At 65.5% G+C, this 15739-nt stretch carries 20 protein-coding genes; 15 read left to right on the top strand and 5 right to left on the bottom strand.

Going from position 1 to position 15739, the window contains the following annotated elements; all coding sequences use genetic code 11:
- Positions 1–13: 13 nt before the first annotated feature.
- From BN2156_RS12900 to BN2156_RS12870, 7 genes are read left to right on the top strand one after another with little or no spacing between them, the layout of a single operon-like run.
- Positions 14–1066, top strand: a complete 1053-nt coding sequence (locus BN2156_RS12900) for an ABC transporter substrate-binding protein (protein WP_090514270.1) — start codon at positions 14–16, stop codon at positions 1064–1066.
- Positions 1067–1109: 43 nt separating this feature from the next.
- Positions 1110–2474, top strand: a complete 1365-nt coding sequence (gene allB / locus BN2156_RS12895) for an allantoinase AllB (protein ID WP_090515860.1) — start codon at positions 1110–1112, stop codon at positions 2472–2474.
- On the top strand, positions 2471–3346 hold the full coding sequence (locus BN2156_RS12890) for a hypothetical protein (RefSeq protein WP_090514267.1): 876 nt from the start codon (positions 2471–2473) through the stop codon (positions 3344–3346). Before allB ends, BN2156_RS12890 begins: the two co-directional genes overlap by 4 nt.
- Positions 3343–4008 (top strand): GntR family transcriptional regulator, encoded by a 666-nt coding sequence (locus tag BN2156_RS12885; protein WP_090514265.1) that lies wholly within the window; start codon positions 3343–3345, stop codon positions 4006–4008. The genes BN2156_RS12890 and BN2156_RS12885 overlap by 4 nt, the downstream gene beginning before the upstream one ends.
- A gap of 21 nt (positions 4009–4029) precedes the next feature.
- Positions 4030–4431 carry an allophanate hydrolase-related protein gene (locus tag BN2156_RS12880; protein WP_090514262.1) on the top strand — a complete coding sequence of 134 codons (402 nt, stop codon included), beginning with the start codon at positions 4030–4032 and terminating at the stop codon, positions 4429–4431.
- Entirely contained in the window at positions 4431–5492 is a 1062-nt protein-coding gene (locus BN2156_RS12875; protein ID WP_090514260.1) for an acetamidase/formamidase family protein, read from the top strand. The genes BN2156_RS12880 and BN2156_RS12875 overlap by 1 nt, the downstream gene beginning before the upstream one ends.
- Before the next feature lie 7 nt (positions 5493–5499).
- A complete protein-coding gene (locus BN2156_RS12870) occupies positions 5500–6741 on the top strand; it encodes an amidohydrolase family protein (RefSeq protein ID WP_090514257.1) in 1242 nt (413 codons plus the stop codon).
- Between the two features lie 4 nt (positions 6742–6745).
- Here the strand turns inward: BN2156_RS12870 and amaB are convergent, their stop codons facing one another.
- The gene (gene amaB / locus BN2156_RS12865) at positions 6746–8296 is read right to left on the bottom strand and encodes an L-piperidine-6-carboxylate dehydrogenase (protein WP_090514254.1); all 1551 of its coding nucleotides are present in this window, start codon (positions 8294–8296) and stop codon (positions 6746–6748) included.
- 45 nt (positions 8297–8341) lie between these two features.
- Here amaB and BN2156_RS12860 point away from each other — a divergent pair, with 45 nt between their 5' ends.
- Together BN2156_RS12860 and lat are read left to right on the top strand one after the other, a co-directional pair.
- Positions 8342–8806 (top strand): Lrp/AsnC family transcriptional regulator, encoded by a 465-nt coding sequence (locus tag BN2156_RS12860; protein ID WP_090515858.1) that lies wholly within the window; start codon positions 8342–8344, stop codon positions 8804–8806.
- Positions 8807–8858: 52 nt separating this feature from the next.
- Complete coding sequence (lat, locus tag BN2156_RS12855; RefSeq protein WP_090514251.1) at positions 8859–10202, top strand: L-lysine 6-transaminase; 1344 nt, start codon at positions 8859–8861, stop codon at positions 10200–10202.
- Here the strand turns inward: lat and BN2156_RS12850 are convergent.
- Entirely contained in the window at positions 10199–10786 is a 588-nt protein-coding gene (locus BN2156_RS12850; RefSeq protein WP_162839219.1) for a restriction endonuclease, read from the bottom strand. The two genes, lat and BN2156_RS12850, sit on opposite strands and share 4 nt — an antisense overlap.
- 71 nt (positions 10787–10857) lie before the next feature.
- Between BN2156_RS12850 and BN2156_RS12845 the strand changes: the two genes are divergently transcribed.
- From BN2156_RS12845 to usfY, 4 genes are read left to right on the top strand one after another with little or no spacing between them, the layout of a single operon-like run.
- Positions 10858–11544, top strand: coding sequence for a PAS and ANTAR domain-containing protein (locus BN2156_RS12845; RefSeq protein WP_090514248.1), 687 nt, complete (start codon positions 10858–10860; stop codon positions 11542–11544).
- A gap of 58 nt (positions 11545–11602) precedes the next feature.
- Complete coding sequence (locus BN2156_RS31155; protein WP_090514245.1) at positions 11603–11845, top strand: metallothionein; 243 nt, start codon at positions 11603–11605, stop codon at positions 11843–11845.
- A gap of 12 nt (positions 11846–11857) precedes the next feature.
- Positions 11858–12475 (top strand): flavodoxin family protein, encoded by a 618-nt coding sequence (locus BN2156_RS12835; RefSeq protein WP_090514243.1) that lies wholly within the window; start codon positions 11858–11860, stop codon positions 12473–12475.
- A 26-nt stretch (positions 12476–12501) separates the two neighbouring features.
- On the top strand, positions 12502–12810 hold the full coding sequence (gene usfY / locus BN2156_RS12830) for a protein UsfY (RefSeq protein WP_090514241.1): 309 nt from the start codon (positions 12502–12504) through the stop codon (positions 12808–12810).
- Between the two features lie 61 nt (positions 12811–12871).
- Here usfY and mbp1 read toward each other — a convergent pair whose 3' ends face one another.
- The gene (gene mbp1 / locus BN2156_RS12825; protein WP_019347546.1) at positions 12872–13114 is read right to left on the bottom strand and encodes a microaggregate-binding protein 1; all 243 of its coding nucleotides are present in this window, start codon (positions 13112–13114) and stop codon (positions 12872–12874) included.
- Between the two features lie 178 nt (positions 13115–13292).
- Here mbp1 and BN2156_RS12820 point away from each other — a divergent pair, with 178 nt between their 5' ends.
- Both BN2156_RS12820 and BN2156_RS12815 read left to right on the top strand, forming a co-directional pair.
- On the top strand, positions 13293–13970 hold the full coding sequence (locus BN2156_RS12820; protein ID WP_090514239.1) for a HemK2/MTQ2 family protein methyltransferase: 678 nt from the start codon (positions 13293–13295) through the stop codon (positions 13968–13970).
- Entirely contained in the window at positions 13967–14170 is a 204-nt protein-coding gene (locus tag BN2156_RS12815) for a CDGSH iron-sulfur domain-containing protein (RefSeq protein WP_090514237.1), read from the top strand. Before BN2156_RS12820 ends, BN2156_RS12815 begins: the two co-directional genes overlap by 4 nt.
- Here the strand turns inward: BN2156_RS12815 and BN2156_RS12810 are convergent.
- Positions 14150–15169: an iron-containing redox enzyme family protein gene (locus BN2156_RS12810; RefSeq protein ID WP_090514234.1), complete on the bottom strand. Its 1020-nt coding sequence runs from the start codon at positions 15167–15169 to the stop codon at positions 14150–14152. The two genes, BN2156_RS12815 and BN2156_RS12810, sit on opposite strands and share 21 nt — an antisense overlap.
- Before the next feature lie 72 nt (positions 15170–15241).
- The gene (locus BN2156_RS12805; RefSeq protein ID WP_090514231.1) at positions 15242–15667 is read right to left on the bottom strand and encodes a DUF4383 domain-containing protein; all 426 of its coding nucleotides are present in this window, start codon (positions 15665–15667) and stop codon (positions 15242–15244) included.
- Positions 15668–15739 lie beyond the last annotated feature (72 nt).

Below are 15739 nucleotides of genomic sequence, written 5' to 3'. Positions count from 1 at the left end.
ACGGAAGTAACAGATGAACAAGCATCTCGGTCGGCGCCAGTTCCTCACCAGGGGGCTGACGCTGGGCGGTCTCGCACTGGCCGCACCAGCCGCGCTCTCCGCCTGTGTCTCAGGCGAATCAAGTGGAGCTGCCGACGGGTTCGGCATAGCCTCCCAACGCCTTGCCTGGATCAAGAACACCCAGTTCGCGGGAAGCTACATCGCGGACAAGAAAGGTTACTACCGGGATGCCGGATTCAGCGGCGCCGACCTGGTTTCCGGCGGCCCGACCGCGCCGCCCATCGAGTCCGATGTGCTGTCGCGCACCTTCGCGGGGGTTTCGCAGGTGCCGATCGTCGGATCGGCCGTCGCCAAGGGTGCGCCGCTCAAGATCGTCGGTGCGGTCTACAGCCGGTATGCCGGCTGCATCATGTCGATGGCCGGCAAGCCGATAAACAGGCCGGAAGATCTGTACGGCAGGACGATCGGATGTGCGTCATCGAGCGAGCCGGTGTGGCGTAACTTCATGGCCGCGCTGAAACTCGATTCCTCCCGGATCAATACGGTTCCCGTTCAGGGCGATCCCATCGGTATGACTGCCGGTGAGATCGACGGCTACCTTGGCTTCATCAACAGCCAGGTTGTCGACCTACGGCACAAGGGCTTCGACATCAACACCATGCTCCTGGCCGACGTCGGATTCCCGCTGGTGGGGCAGACCTACATCACCACGCAGGAGAACATCGACAAGAACCGGGACAAACTCAAAGCGTTCCTGCACGCCGAGATTCGCGGCTGGCGCGAGGTCCTCGACAACCCGAAGTTGGCAACGGACCTGACGGTCAACGAGTACGGCAAGGACCTCCATCTGAACCCCGCAGCCACGTACGACTGCTGTCTGGCGGGCAACGAACTCATCCGCGATGACAAACCCGCGCAACAGATCCTGGCGATCTCCGACGAAACCGCTGCCGCGAACATCAAGGCCGTCGCTGCGGGCGGGTTGAACCTGTCCGTCGACGAGCTGTTCGAGCTCGGGCCCATCCGCGAAGTCTACGAAGAGAACCCGGACCTGGCGCTGACGTAGCTCGGTTTGCCTTCGGATGATCCACGAACAGAAAGGTCGCGATATGACCGCTCCACTCAAACCGGACCTCGTCGTCACCCGAGGAACGGTGGTGTCCCACGACGGCCGCCGCCGCCAGGACATTGCCGTCGCCGGCGGACGCGTCATCGCCGTCGGTGATGACCTTGCAATGGACGGGGTTCCGACAGTTGACGCGACCGGGCTGCTGGTGCTTCCCGGCCTCGTCGACGTGCACGTTCACCTTCGCGAACCGGGCATGACGGAGAAGGAAGACTTCGCGAGTGGTACGTCCGCCGCGGCTGCCGGCGGGGTGACCACCGTCGTCGACATGCCCAACACCAAACCCCCGGTCGCCACAGCGGAGCGCTATCAACAGAAGCTCGATCTGGTGAAGAGCAAGGCGTACGTCGATTTCGGGCTGTACGGGATGCTGGATCACGACAACGCGGACGAGATCGCCGGTATGGCCGATCTGGGTGCGATGGGATTCAAACTCTTCATGGGACAGACCACCGGGGACAACCGCTGCCCCAACGACGCCGCGATATTCCGTGGACTGGAAGCAGCCGCCGACGTGGATCTGGTCGTCGGTGTCCACGCCGAGAACGACCATCTGCTCCGGATGTTCGGGGACCGGCTACAAGCCGAGGGACGGCGGGATCCCCGTGCCCATCTAGAGGGCCGACCGGCGTTCGTGGAGGTCGAGGCGATCACCCGGATCATCACCATGGCCACCGAAGCCAAGACCAAACTGCATATTCACCACTTGTCCACCGCCGTGGGACTGCAACGCGTGATGGACATGCGGGCTCAAGGGCACCGGGTCAGCATCGAAACCCTGGTCTCACATCTGTTCCTCGATGAAAGTGCCTATGACACTTATGGAAACCTGATCAAGCTCAATCCGCCGATCCGCCCGGCGGCCGACGTCGCCGCGCTGTGGGCAGGCATCGACCGGGGTGACGTCGACGTAGTCGCAACCGACCACGCTCCGCACACCGCGACCGAACAGGCCGAGACCGACGTGTGGAAGGCCTATGGCGGTTTCATCGGGGTCGAGACGATGCTCCCGCTGATGCTGACCGCCGCTGCCGCGGGCAGACTGTCGGTAGAGGACATCGTGCGGTTGTGTTCGTACACTCCCGCACGTCGCTGGTCGATGGCCGACAAGGGCTTGATCGCACCGGGTTTCGACGCGGACATCGTGCTCGTCGATCCCGATGCCGAGGTGGTGCTCGACCAGGCCGGCCTGCACTCCAAACACAATGTCACGCCCTATCACGGGTGGAAGCTGACCGGCAGCGTGGTGGCCACCTATCTGCGCGGCCAATTGGTATACGAGAAAGGCGAAGTGGTCGGTACGCCGGCCGGCCGGCAGGTGAAGCCGGTGCGGGAGGGCGGGCGATGACGTTGCTGACCCTCCTGGAGGCCGACGGCGCAGCGACGATCCGTGCTGCGGTCTCACAGTGCATCGACGAGGTACGAACCGTGGAATCCGGATCGGCACCTTGTGATCCCACCGTCATCGCGGGAATCGGCACCACCGCCGCGCATGCGCTGAAGGGCAGGCTGCTGCACGATGCTCTGCTCGCCGAGAATGTCGATCTGGCCGGCACCGTACATTTCGACAGTCCTGTTGAGCTGATGGGTGATTCGCGCTGGTCGCTGGCGCTGGTGCTCAGCCCGTGGAAGCAAGAGGTCGCCCCTGCGATACCGACCTTGACTCCATCGGCCGCTCAGACGGGAGTGGTGGACACCATCGTCCGCGGATCGGAGGGGGCGGTCGGAGTCAACACCAACAGCTGGGCTTCCCAGGCGGCCATGGAGACGTTGATGGGCGGGAGGACTCCGGAGTCGGTTCTGGTGCTGGGCTCCGGCGGCTCGTCGAACTCGGTGGCACTGGCCTGCCGCCGGGCGTGGCCACGGGCCCGGCTGATCGGTTCGGCACGCAACGTGGACGCGATGGCGACATGGGCACAGCGTTTCGGTGCCGAGGGTTGTAGTCCGGCCGTGCTCGCCGAACTGCTGGAAGACCAGCCGCCTTCGCTACTCGTCAACACCACGACCTGGGGAGAGACCGATGCCTCGGAGGACGCGCCGTTTGCCTTCGACTTCGGTCGGTTGATCTCGCCCGGCAACCAGTTCTTCGACCTGAACAACCGGGTGAGCGCGTTGCAGACATCGGCGCTGCAAGCGGGTATGAACGTGATGTCGGGAACGTTCATGCAGCGCGCGACCAACGCCTGCCGGGCCGCACTGTCGAAAGCGAGGATGAGATGAGTCCCTTGGACAGTGCCACCGCGGTTTCCACCACGGGCGAGCCTCTGAGTGTGCGCGAACGCGTGTACCGCTATCTCCGGCAGCAGATCACCACCGGTGAATACGCCGGGGGGATCCGGCTGACCGAGGAGGAGATCGCCGACGATCTCGGGGTCAGCCGTACACCGGTACGTGAGGCGTTGCAGCGCTTGAGGAGCGAAGGCCTCGTCGAGCGGGTCAGGCGCGGTCAACTCGTGGTGGTTGAGGTCGACGCTGCCGCCCGCGCCGAACTGCACGAACTGCGGATTGCCTTCGATCAGGTCGCCGCGAAGCTGATCACCGCCAAATGCGCTGAAGTGGACTGGGATTCGCTGTACGCCGGGCTGGACCCGATGGCGGCCGCCTTGCACGAATACGGCGTTGTCAGTCCCCAGTATGCGATGGCGCATCTGGAGTTCCACATGGCCATCAACCGGGCCGCCTTCTGCCCGATCACCTCGTCGTTTCTCGAGCGTCAGGCATTCCTGTATCCGACCGACGACTATGTCCAGCAGTCGGGCCATGAGCCGATTTCGCAGCATCGCACGCTGCTCGACGACCTTGCCAGCGGCGACCTGGATCGGGCTGCCACCGCCATGCGCGTTCACGCACTGCGCGGCCATGGCAACACCACGTTGAGCTGAACCTTTTCAGATGGAGTTTTCATGTCACATGACACTGTCTTGATGTTCGTCAATGGCCAGGCGATGAGCGGCGGGCCGCTCAACGACGCTCTGGCGTCGGCCCGGTTCGTCGGCCCGGTGCGTACCGCACCGGCCTACCGGTTCTTCTCTTTTGGCGATGTGTTCCCCGGGCTCGCACCGGTGCGCGACGGCGGCTGGTCGGTGCCGGGGGAGATCTACGAGATGTCCTACACCGAACTGCGCGAGAAGCTGTTGCCGCGCGAGCCTGCCGAGCTCGAGTTGTCGGTGATCCAACTGGAGGACGGTCGGGGCGCGCTGAGCATGGTGTGCCGAGCCTTGCCCACCGGCGATACGCAGGCGCATGAGATCACCGCGCCCGGCGGTTGGCGGCAGCATCTCGGCGAGCCTGCCGGATCGCGTTGATGCGGATCCTGCAGGCCGGGATCGACCCAGGAACTGCCGAGCACTACCTGTGGTGTAACAGCGAAACGATCAGTTGGGGAACGCTTCCCACCCCTGCGACGGCACCGGTACTCGTCGTGGACAGCGGTCACACTGTCACGTTCGACACGGTGTCGCAGGAAGGGCTGATGGAGGACCAGGGTCGCGACCCGGTCGCCTACTTCGGCCGGCATGGCGTCGCGCGCCATGGCGTACTCACCGACGCCATCGACCTGGCGGCGTCGGACCTGCGCAAGCCGGTACCGCCGAAGGCGCCGCACATCGTGCTCGGGCCGGTTCACGTTCACGATGCACAACCGGGCGACTGGCTGCGCGTCGACTTCCTCGATCTGCGACCGCGGGTCCCGTACGCGGTCGTCTCGAGCCGGCATCAGCGCGGTGCGCTGCCGGACCGGCTGCCGCGAGAAGCCGACGGCAGTATCCCGGCGGTGTTCAGCAAGTTCTGCAGGCTCGACGGAACCGGAGAACGTGCCGTGTTCGAATTCGCCGGTGGCCGAGCCACAATCGGTCTTCAGCCGTTCATGGGGTTATGTGGTGTGACTCCTGCGGGCCCCGACGCGCGTAGCACCATCCCGCCGGGTCCGTTCGGGGGCAACATGGATGTGCGGGATATCGTTGTCGGCAGCTCTCTGTACCTACCGATCCAGGTGCCCGGCGCGGGGTTCTATCTCGGCGATCCCCACTTTGCGCAGGGCAACGGTGAGATCGCCCTGACGGCGTTGGAAGGATCGTTACGGGTCACGGCACGCTTGACCGTTGTCACCACACTGACACCGGCCCGGGCGCCGATGCCGTTCGTCGACACCGATGATCACTGGATCATCCTCGGCATGAACGAAAGTCTCGATGAGGCGATGCGTCAGTGCGCTCAGCTGTCGGTCGACTTCCTGTCGGCGCACACCGGGATGACGCCCAGCGAGGCGTATCTCTATCTCAGTGCGGCCGGCGACTTTTCGGTTACCCAGGTGGTGGACATCGTCAAGGGCGTGCACTGCGCGATTCGCAAATCCGATTTCTGCTAGGAGTGTGATGGCCGAGAACTCCCCGGTGAGCGCGCACGGACGAGCCGTGCCGGTACTGCACAATGCCACGTTGCCGAACGGCAGTGTCGTCGACGTACACCTCGAACGGGGAAGGGTGCGCGATATCGTCCCCGCTGCGGGCAGGTCGGCCGTCGGAGATGAACTCGATCTAACCGGGCACCTGCTGCTGACTGCTCCTGCGGAGCCGCACGCCCATCTGGACAAAGCCCTTACCTTCGACGAGATCCGGCCCCCGATGGGAGATCTGGGTGCGGCGATCGCCGCGTGGGAAAACCACACCCCGACCCTGACCGTAGAGGGTATCGCCGAACGGGCCCGCAGGGCGGCGATGATGTTGCTCGGCAACGGAACCACCGCGGTGCGCTCGCACGTCAACCTGTTGCGCGGAGAGGATCCGCTGCGCGGGATCCGCGCGCTGGTCGAGGTGCGAGAGGAACTCGACTCGGTGATGGATATTCAGATCGTCGCCATGGCTCCGTACTTCGCCGAGGACGGGGCCGTGCACGCAGCCCTGGACCTTGGTGCCGATCTTGTCGGCGGCCATCCGCACCAGACTCCTGATCCGAGCGGAAACCTGCAGCGGCTATTGGCGATTGCGCGGTCCCGCGGCGTCGGGGTCGACATGCATACCGACGAACAACTCAACCCGATGATGCTGACGCTCGAAGAACTCGCCCATTCGGTGCGGGACTGGCCGAAGTCGATGCCGGTGACGGCCGGGCACTGCGTCAGCTTGGGGGTGGTGCAGACCGACGTGCTCGATCGGGTGATCCGCGCGGTGAAGGACAGCGATGTGGGGATCGTCAGTCTCCCGATCACCAATCTGTACCTGCAGGGCTGGGCCGATCCCGTCGCCACACCGCGCGGGCTCACTGCCGTTCGGGCGCTGTTGGACGCCGGCGTCCGTGTGGCCGGCGGTGCCGACAATGTGCGTGACCCTTACAACCCGCTGGGCCGTAGCGACGCGCTGGAGACCGCGATGCTGCTGGTGACGGCCGGGCATCTGTCGGTCGACGCGGCCTACCGTGCCGTCAGCGAGGGTGCACGCGACATCATGGGTCTGCCGGTGGCCGGGGTCGCTGCCGGGCTGTCAGCGGACCTGCTGGCTATCCGGTCGTCGAGCCTGGAGGAGGCGGTGGCCAGTGCCCCGCAGGATCGAATTGTGCTGAGCCAGGGCAGGCTCGTGTCGATCAGTAGCACCAGTCGGTCCTGCGTCGCAGGTGGCTGACCGACTACCCGAAATGCACACCCTGGGCCAATGGCAGCTCCGACGAGTAGTTCACCGTGTTGGTCGCGCGACGCATGTATGCCTTCCAGGCGTCCGATCCGGATTCGCGGCCTCCGCCGGTGTGCTTCTCGCCGCCGAAAGCGCCACCGATCTCGGCGCCGGAGGTCCCGATGTTGACATTGGCGATCCCGCAGTCGGATCCGTCGGCTGCCATGAACCGCTCGGCTTCGCGCACGTCGGTGGTGAAGATCGCTGACGAAAGGCCCTGCGGCACAGCATTGTTCAGGGCGATCGCGTCATCGATGTCGTCATAGGTGAGCACATAGAGGATCGGGGCGAAGGTCTCGGTGTGCACGACATCGGTCTGCGCCGGCATGCGCACCACCGCGGGGGCGACGTAGAACGCTCCCTCGTCCCCGAGGTCATGACGCTCACCGCCGAAGACCTCGCCGCCATCGGCCTGGGCCTGCTCCAACGCCCCGACCATGTCTCGATACGCCCGGGTGTGAATCAGCGGGCCGACCAGCGTTCCGTCCACACTCGGGTCGCCGATGGGCAGGCTCCGATACGCCGCGACGATGCGGGACACCAGCTCGTCGGCGATCGAGGAGTGCACGATCAACCGGCGCAGCGTGGTGCAGCGTTGTCCGGCGGTACCCGCCGCGGAGAACACGATGGCACGCACTGCGAGGTCAAGGTCGGCCGACGGTGTCACGATCGCGGCGTTGTTGCCGCCGAGCTCGAGCAGCACCTTGCCGAACCGTGCTGCCACCCGAGGCCCGACCTGCCGGCCCATCCGCACCGAGCCGGTCGCGCTGACCAGCGCCACTCGTGGATCGTCGACCAGTCGCTCACCCAACGCACGCTCACCCAGGATGAGTCGGGCCACTGATCCCGGCGCACCGACGTCGGTGGCGGCCCGTTCGATCAGCGCCTGGCATGCGATGGCGGTCAGAGGCGTCAGTTCCGATGGCTTCCACACCACGGTGTCACCACAGACCAGCGCGACCGCGGTGTTCCATGCCCACACCGCGACCGGGAAGTTGAACGCGGTGATCACGCCGACGACTCCCAGAGGGTGCCAGGTCTCCATCAGCCGGTGTCCCGGGCGCTCGGAAGCGATGGTGCGGCCGTACAACTGGCGTGAGAGCCCGACGGCGAACTGGCAGATGTCGATCATCTCCTGCACTTCGCCCAGCGCCTCGGAGGTGATCTTGCCGGCCTCCACCGTCACCAGCGTCGCCAGGTCCGCCTTATGTTCGACAAGCAGCTCGCCGAGGCGCGCGACCAAGGCCCCGCGCACCGGTGCCGGGGTGGTGCGCCAGGATGAGAAGGCTTGTGCGGCATCGGCAATCGCGGCGTCGACCTGTTCGAGGTTGTCTTCGGGCAGCGTGAACAACACATCGCCACTGATCGGGGTACTCGCGTGCAGGCCGGCGCCAGGAGCGGTCGGCCCGCCGAGATCCGCTGTCGCGCCAATGGCTTCCAGAGCCTGCCGGACCCGCCGGCGAAGCTCCTCCGCGGTAGGGAGATCGGTCCGTTCGGTGGTGGTCATCGTGTGCCTTTCTGGTTGGCTACCGTGCCGGATAAAGTGCGGTTCATGGGTGAAGCCGACGGATACGTGCTGGACGACACCGACCGGATCCTGGTCCGAGCGCTCGCCGCTGACGGCAGGGCCACGCTGGCGCACCTGGCATCGGCGGCCGGGTTGTCGGTATCGGCGGTGCAGGCGCGGGTGCGCCGCTTGGAGTCGCGGGGTGTGGTGACCGGGTATGCGGCGCGGCTCAATCCCGAGGCGCTGGGCAACATGCTCTCGGCGTTCGTCGCCATCACTCCTCTCGATCCGTCCCAACCTGATGATGCACCTGCTCGGTTGCAGCACATCCCCGAAATCGAATCGTGCCACTCGGTGGCGGGGGAGGAGAGCTACGTCCTGCTGGTCCGGGTTGCCTCGGCCCGGGCCTTGGAGGACCTGCTCCAGCGGATCAGGACCGCCGCCAACGTCCGGACGCGCAGCACCATCATTTTGCAGACATTTTACAGTGGGCGGGACTTCATTCCGTAACAGTTACGGTCAAGATAGGCAGTCATCGTAAATATTCCGTTAGGATGTTGCCATGACCGCAGTGCTGACGGCCTCGCCGCACGTAACGCCCGACCAGGTACGCGCGGTCCTGGCGCGCAGCATCCTGACCGACGGCTTCGACTTCGTCCTCGACCTGGACCGCTCCCGCGGTTCCCATCTGGTGGATGCCCGCACCGGTGAACGGTTCCTCGATATGTTCACGTTCTTCGCCTCGTCGGCGCTCGGGATGAACCACCCGGCGCTGGCCGGTGATTTTCCCGGCGCTGAAGCCTTTCGGTCCGAACTCATTCAGGCCGCCGTCAACAAGCCGAGCAATTCCGACGTCTACAGCGTGCCGCTGGCCCGGTTCGTCGAAACCTTCCGTCGGGTTCTGGGCGACCCGGACCTGCCGCACCTGTTCTTCGTCGACGGCGGCGCGCTGGCGGTCGAGAACGCGCTCAAGGTGGCATTCGACTGGAAGAGCCGGCACAACCAAGCCCGTGGCATCGACCCGGCGCTGGGAACCAAGGTGCTGCACCTGCGCGGAGCCTTCCACGGCCGCAGTGGATACACGATGTCGCTGACCAACACCGACCCGATCAAGGTGGCGCGCTTCCCGAAGTTCGAGTGGCCGCGGATCGACGCCCCCTACCTGCGGCCCGGTGCGGATATCGCTGCACTGGAAGCCGACTCGCTGCGGGCCGCCCGGACTGCGTTCGAGGAGTATCCGCACGACATCGCCTGCTTCATCGCCGAACCCATCCAGGGTGAGGGCGGTGACCGGCACTTCCGGCCCCAGTTCTTCGCTGCGATGCGGGCGCTGTGCGACGAGTTCGACGCCCTGTTGATCTTCGACGAGGTGCAGACCGGGTGCGGGATCACTGGAACCGCCTGGGCCTACCAGCAATTGGGGGTCCGCCCCGATGTGGTGGCCTTCGGGAAGAAGACTCAGGTGTGCGGGGTGATGGCGGGCCGGCGAGTCGACGAGGTGGCTGACAACGTCTTCACCGTGAGTTCGCGGATCAACTCCACATGGGGTGGAAACCTGGTGGACATGGTGCGCTCACGGCGCATCCTCGAAGTCGTCGAGGCCGAGAATCTTTTCCACAACGCCGCGGTGACGGGTGATTACCTGCTCGGTCAGTTATGCGCACTGGCAATGGATTTGCCCGAGGTGGTGCTCGACCCGCGCGGCCGTGGCCTGATGAGCGCGTTCAGCCTGCCCACGCCCGCCGCCCGCGACGAACTGGTCCGTCGGTTGTGGGACCGCCACGTCATCATGCTGCCCAGCGGTGCCGACTCGGTGCGGTTCCGGCCTGCGCTGAGTGTGACGCGCAAGGAGATCGACGAGTGCCTGATCGCCGTGCGGGATGCGTTGCGATCACCCTTGGCCTAGGGCGTGGTGTCGGCGGATGGATCGCAGACCGGTTCGGTAGATGCGGCGCGGCGCAGGATCGACTTGAGCCTGGGCAGTTCTGCTCCGCCGACCAGCTCGCACCCGTGAAGTTCGGCGAGTTTACGAGCGGCGGGGGTGAATTCGTTGTTGGTGACCACCATGGTCTTGGCGCAGTCCTGCATCGGCGCGCCGGCCACCACCTCCTGCACGGCTCCCGCGCCCACCGGCCGTGACAGTCGCTTGCATTGCACGGCAATGCGGTTGGGCCGGTGCCCCACGATCAGGTCCACCCCCCAGTCCCCGGTCAGGGGAGTCATGATCACCGGCAACCCGCAGGTCCGGGCGACACGGGCCACGTGGTCCTCGAATTCCAGCCCGGTCATCTCGGTCGCCGCCTGCTCACGGGTGCCAGGCGTACTGGCCCCGTGGAACGCGCCGACCAGGAACCGCGGAGTGGCCGCCAGCGCCAACGGAACCAGGATGCCGACCGCCAGGCTCCATGCCGCATCGGCCCCGGCCAGGTAACTCGCCAACCCCGCCGCCGCGCCCACTGCGATGAAGAGCTTGATCCGAAGCCGTCTCACGGCGCCGAATGTAGACGCCACCTGTGACAATCAGGTGAGTCGCAGCCAGCTCGGCGCGTTAGGCTCAATCTGTGACGAGTGATCCCGCTGCGGGGAACGCCGAGTCGCCGATCGAGCATGCCTTTGCCGGTGGCGAGGCGCAGCGCGTCGGCTGGTTTCGGTTCTACTTCGCCGACGAGCGCTGGGAGTGGTCGCCACAGGTGGAGCGGATGCACGGGTATGAACCGGGCACCGTCCACCCGACGACCGAGCTGGTGCTCTCCCACAAGCACCCCGAGGATTACGGGCAGGTGGCTGCCACCCTGCTCGAGATTCGGCGGACCTCGGGTGCGTTCAGCACCCGGCACCGGATCATCGATGTGGCCGGCGACGTCCACCACGTCGTCGTGGTCGGGGATCAGCTCTTCGACGACAACGGCGCGATCGTCGGAACTCACGGCTTCTACGTCGACGTCTCACCATCGATCGCGCAGGCACAGGAACAGGCCGTCACCGAGGTGGTGGCCGAGATCGCGGAGGCCCGCGGTGCCATCGAGCAGGCAAAGGGCATGTTGATGCTGATCTACCGGATCAGTGCGGATGCGGCCTTCGACCTGCTGAAGTGGCGGTCGCAGGAAACCAACATCAAGCTGCGCGTGTTGGCCGAGCAGCTGGTCAAAGACTTTCTGGATCTGGACTACACCGACACGCTCCCGAGCCGCGCGATCTTGGACCGGCTACTGCTCACCGCCCACCTGCGGGTCCGCCCGGAGGTTTAGCCAAGCCCTCTCCAGGGAAATCTCCCGGCGCTGACGCAAGGTGATCGGGAGTTGAGCAATGGCGACATGTGCCACGTGTGGCAACGACTATGACAAAGCGTTCACGGTGAGCTGGGAAGGCCACTCCGAGACGTTCGACAGCATCGAGTGTGCGGCGGTTCGTGTCGCCCCTGAGTGCGCCCACTGCGGCTGCCGGATCCTCGGACACGGGGTGCAGGCGGCACAAACGATGTACTGCTGCGCTCACTGCGCACGAGAGTCCGGACATTCTGAGCTTGTCGACCGCCAGCGCGCCGGCTGAGGGGAGTAGCCCATGACGGCCCCCACTCTGTCCGCGCTGGCTTTGGTGTGCAGCCTCAAACGCCGCCCCGCGGAGTCCAGCAGTGAGTTGATCGCCGATCAGGTCTGTGAGAACCTCCGCGTGCTCGGGGTCGGTACCGAGACGCTACGGTGCGCCGACTTCGTCATCGAACCGGGCGTCGAAACCGACATGGGCGGCGACGATCAATGGCCCGAGATCCGCCGGAAGATCCTCGACGCCGACATCCTGCTGTTGTCGACTCCCGTATGGCTCGGTCATCCGTCGAGCATCGCGCAGCGCGTACTGGAGCGGCTGGACGCCGAACTGTCCAACACCGACGACGCCGGTCGCCCAGTGGTGGCGGGCAAGGTGGCGCTGGTGTCGGTCGTCGGAAACGAGGACGGTGCCCACAAGACGGTGGCCGACGTCTTTCAGGCGCTCAACGACATCGGCTACAGCATTCCGGCTCAGGGCTGTACGTACTGGAACGGCGAGGCCATGCACGGCACCGATTATCTCGATCTCGACGAAGTGCCCGAGCCCGTTGCCGCGGCCACCGCCGCGGCAGCCCGCAACGCGGCACATCTGGCCGGATTGCTCAAGGTCGGCCAATACCCGCGTTACGAGTGAGCGTTACGAGTGAGAGGGAAGAAATCATGAAGGGTCCCGACGATCCTGTCGACCACACACGAACAACCAGGCCGCATGCCGGCGAGTCGATGAAGGACAATCGCAACATGCCCGCACTGGTCCTCATCGGACTGGGTGTGGTGATGTTCGTCGCGTGCCTGTTCGGGTTCGCCACAGGCAACACCGGCGTAGGCGTAGTGCTCGCGATCCTGGCCGCGGTGGGCCTGCTCGGTGGTGGGCTGTGGCTCGCGATCGCGCACCTACGTGTCCGTCGTATCGAAGAACGTTGGTATGCAGAGCATCCCGATGTGATCAGGCAAACGCCCAACAGCTGACCCGGACAAACGAGATGGCCCAGTCAACGTCGACTGGGCCATCTCTTCTATCAGGACCGGGCTACGGTCGCTGGTTCGCCTGCTCACGTTGCTCGGCGGCCTTTGCTCCCGCCCGGGCCGATTCGGCTTCGGCCTCCTTCTTGGCCGCGTCCTGCTGGGCGTCGGCCTTGTCCTGCTGGGCTTTGCCCTCGCGCACGAGGTCCTCGCGGCCGGTCACGGTGCCGACAGCTTCTTTCGCCTTGCCCTTGACGTCCTCGACGACGCCCTTGATGCCTTCTTCAGGTCCTGAGTTCTTCTCGGTCATGCTTACCTTTCCGCTACTGGAGTGGATTGGTTGTTCCACGCGGCTTCTCCACGCACCCCATGGATTTCCCGGACGCGGCGGCGCTAAACGTGACGTGACGAATCGAGTTCTACGGGAGCGAGGTTTGCCGAACGCGCAGGTGGGTACCGATTAGGGGTACTTTCCGGAAGGGAGCGAGATGGCCGTCGAGACCATTGCCGTTGGCGCCGAGGATGTTTACCGGCCGCAGCACGATTCATGGCTGCTGATCGAAGCGCTGGAGCGCAGCAACACGGTCCCATGCCGCCGAGTTGTGGACCTGTGCGCCGGGAGCGGAGTTGTTGCCGTCGCCGCCGCGGATCTGGGCGCGAGTGCTGTGACGGCGCTGGACATTTCACCGTGCGCGGTTCGTAGCACGCAGGCCAACTCACTGGCTGCGCAGGTGACTGTCGATGCCAGGCTGGGCTCATGGACTCAGGCGCTGGAACACGAACCCTTCGATGTCGTGGTGTGCAATCCGCCCTACGTGCCGGTGGCGCCGGATGTCGACGCCGCGTCGATCCCTGCCGCAGGCCCCATGGCCTCCTGGAACGGTGGCCCGGACGGCAGGCTGGTACTCGACCCGCTGTGCCGCTCGGCGGGCGCCCTCCTGGCGCGGGGCGGCTCGCTGTTCCTGGTGCAGTCCGAGTTCGCCGATGTCCGGCGCTCGGTGCAGCTGCTTCGTGAGACCGGCCTCAGTGCGGACATCTATGTCACTCAACGGATTCCCTTCGGCCCGGTACTGCACTCGCAGGCTCGTTGGCTCCGGCAGATCGGGCGGTTGACACATGCCAGGGCGGAAGAGGAACTGGTGGTCATCCGGGCGGACAAATCATGACCGAGCGGCGGGCCGTGCGGATCGTCGAAGGCGGACCGATCCTTGTCGAGGGGCCGGTGCACATCGAGCTACCCGATGGGACGACCGTGGAATCGGATCGGTTCATGGTGGCCATCTGTACGTGCCGCCGGTCCAAGACCTACCCGCTGTGCGACACCAGCCACCGCAAGGTCAGGCGGTCAGGCAAGCGGACGGCATAGCGAACTACGTTCGGCCAGCCAGCATTTCATCAGATGGTCGGCCAACCGGTCCTCCATCGCCGTGAAGGCCCGAATCCCGAACACCACGTCGGTGTCCAGCTCGGGTTCGCGGCTGACCAGATCGCCCACCACGTCGTGGCGCACCACCTGCTCGTGCACCGCGTCGGCTTCGACGTGCTCGCGATAGAACAGCACACAGGCCTCGGGAGCGCCCAGCCGCTCCAATGCCGCCACCATGCGCTTCGAGCCGGGTGAGGAGGTGATCTCGGTGGCCGCGAAATGTCCCGCGGCGGCACCCCGGAGTCGCCGGTGCAGGCCGAACAGGGACATCAGATTGACCAGTGCGAGGCTCTCGGCCGGGACTGTGTTCAGGTAGCCGAGGTAGCGGTCGTCCAGGTCGGCTTCTCTCATCAGATCGGCGAACAGGTGCTGGTGAACCCGGGCGCCCGAACCCGCTCCGTACTCGTCGTACTCGACAGCCACGAACGATGCTTTCGCCTGGCCGCCCAGGCGCGGGATCAGCCAGGCGTGTGGATCGCCCTCCTTGAGGTGATACAGCGACCGGTGGACGAAGTACTCGCGCATCTGGGTCCAGGTGCCCTTGTCGCGCAGGTGGTACGACGGGCCGAACCCATCGGCCGGTTCAACCGACAGTCGCGCCATTTCCTGCTCCGCGGTATCCCCGGGTGCGATGGCGCCGACCTCGCGGTGGACCGCTGACAGGAAGATCCGCTCCAGTTGGGCGCGCAGATGGAGTAGCCCCGCGTTCCATTCCCAGGCGGGGTCGATGCCGGCGAAACCCTGGTAGTGGAGTTCGTAGCAGACGTAGAGGGCCAGTTGCAGATCGAGCCCGAACGGATCGGCGTCGCGCAGCGGCACCCAGACCGGTTCCAGATGGTTGTGCGGGGGACGCTCGCCCAAACGCTCGATCACCGCACGGGAGATCGGCCCATGGGCGTATGGGAGACCTGGCTGGGAAGGGGCTGGAAGCGTCGTCATCGCGGATCAGGAATGCCCGTCAAAGGCGTTCGGTAAACGCCTCTGTCGCAGCGTGATTACGTGTTCTCGGACCTACTCGACCGTGCCGGGGGCCCCGGTGCCGAACCCGCTGGTGGGCGTCGCAACCCGGCCTAACACCAGACCCATCGCGATCATGACGAGTGCCAAGCCGAAGTGCAGCCAGTTGTCAGCGGTGTTGACCGGAATGAAGTTGGCCGCACTGTCGATGTCGATGACCAGGCCGTAGAGCCACAGCACGGCATAGATCAGGCCGCCGCCGATCAGATAGGCCCGCGCCGTGGTCACTCGGCGGGCCATGATCACACCGACCGCTCCGAATGCCAGGTGCACGAGGTTGTGCAGCACCGAGACGTTGAACACCCCGAGCAGCATGGCCTCGGAATGGTGACCGGCCCAGGTGAGGTCGTCGTAGCCGGTGGTGATGCCCGGGATGAACCCCAGCACACCGACGATGAGGAAAAGGACCCCGACGATCATTGCGCCGGCCTGAAGCGGGGTCCACTTCGTGACGCGGCCGGGGCTTCTTGGATTCGGAGTTCCCACGGGACA

This window comes from Mycolicibacterium neworleansense (assembly GCF_001245615.1).
Lineage (GTDB): Bacteria > Actinomycetota > Actinomycetes > Mycobacteriales > Mycobacteriaceae > Mycobacterium > Mycobacterium neworleansense.
Note: the sequence above shows the minus strand (reverse complement) of the source record. Positions and strands in the feature narration are given on the sequence as shown.

Bases quoted from the DNA above. Each gene is read 5' to 3' on its own strand.
- mbp1 (WP_019347546.1), bottom strand. From the start codon at position 13,114: ATGACCGAGAAGAACTCAGGACCTGAAGAAGGCATCAAGGGCGTCGTC.
- BN2156_RS12815 (WP_090514237.1), top strand. From the start codon at position 13,967: ATGACCGAGCGGCGGGCCGTGCGGATCGTCGAAGGCGGACCGATCCTT.
- BN2156_RS12820 (WP_090514239.1), top strand. From the start codon at position 13,293: ATGGCCGTCGAGACCATTGCCGTTGGCGCCGAGGATGTTTACCGGCCG.
- BN2156_RS12885 (WP_090514265.1), top strand. From the start codon at position 3,343: ATGAGTCCCTTGGACAGTGCCACCGCGGTTTCCACCACGGGCGAGCCT.
- BN2156_RS12810 (WP_090514234.1), bottom strand. From the start codon at position 15,169: ATGACGACGCTTCCAGCCCCTTCCCAGCCAGGTCTCCCATACGCCCAT.
- BN2156_RS12860 (WP_090515858.1), top strand. From the start codon at position 8,342: ATGGGTGAAGCCGACGGATACGTGCTGGACGACACCGACCGGATCCTG.
- BN2156_RS12870 (WP_090514257.1), top strand. From the start codon at position 5,500: ATGGCCGAGAACTCCCCGGTGAGCGCGCACGGACGAGCCGTGCCGGTA.
- allB (WP_090515860.1), top strand. From the start codon at position 1,110: ATGACCGCTCCACTCAAACCGGACCTCGTCGTCACCCGAGGAACGGTG.
- BN2156_RS12805 (WP_090514231.1), bottom strand. From the start codon at position 15,667: ATGATCGTCGGGGTCCTTTTCCTCATCGTCGGTGTGCTGGGGTTCATC.
- BN2156_RS12900 (WP_090514270.1), top strand. From the start codon at position 14: ATGAACAAGCATCTCGGTCGGCGCCAGTTCCTCACCAGGGGGCTGACG.
- usfY (WP_090514241.1), top strand. From the start codon at position 12,502: ATGAAGGGTCCCGACGATCCTGTCGACCACACACGAACAACCAGGCCG.
- BN2156_RS12875 (WP_090514260.1), top strand. From the start codon at position 4,431: ATGCGGATCCTGCAGGCCGGGATCGACCCAGGAACTGCCGAGCACTAC.
- BN2156_RS12890 (WP_090514267.1), top strand. From the start codon at position 2,471: ATGACGTTGCTGACCCTCCTGGAGGCCGACGGCGCAGCGACGATCCGT.
- BN2156_RS12835 (WP_090514243.1), top strand. From the start codon at position 11,858: ATGACGGCCCCCACTCTGTCCGCGCTGGCTTTGGTGTGCAGCCTCAAA.
- amaB (WP_090514254.1), bottom strand. From the start codon at position 8,296: ATGACCACCACCGAACGGACCGATCTCCCTACCGCGGAGGAGCTTCGC.
- BN2156_RS31155 (WP_090514245.1), top strand. From the start codon at position 11,603: ATGGCGACATGTGCCACGTGTGGCAACGACTATGACAAAGCGTTCACG.
- BN2156_RS12880 (WP_090514262.1), top strand. From the start codon at position 4,030: ATGTCACATGACACTGTCTTGATGTTCGTCAATGGCCAGGCGATGAGC.
- lat (WP_090514251.1), top strand. From the start codon at position 8,859: ATGACCGCAGTGCTGACGGCCTCGCCGCACGTAACGCCCGACCAGGTA.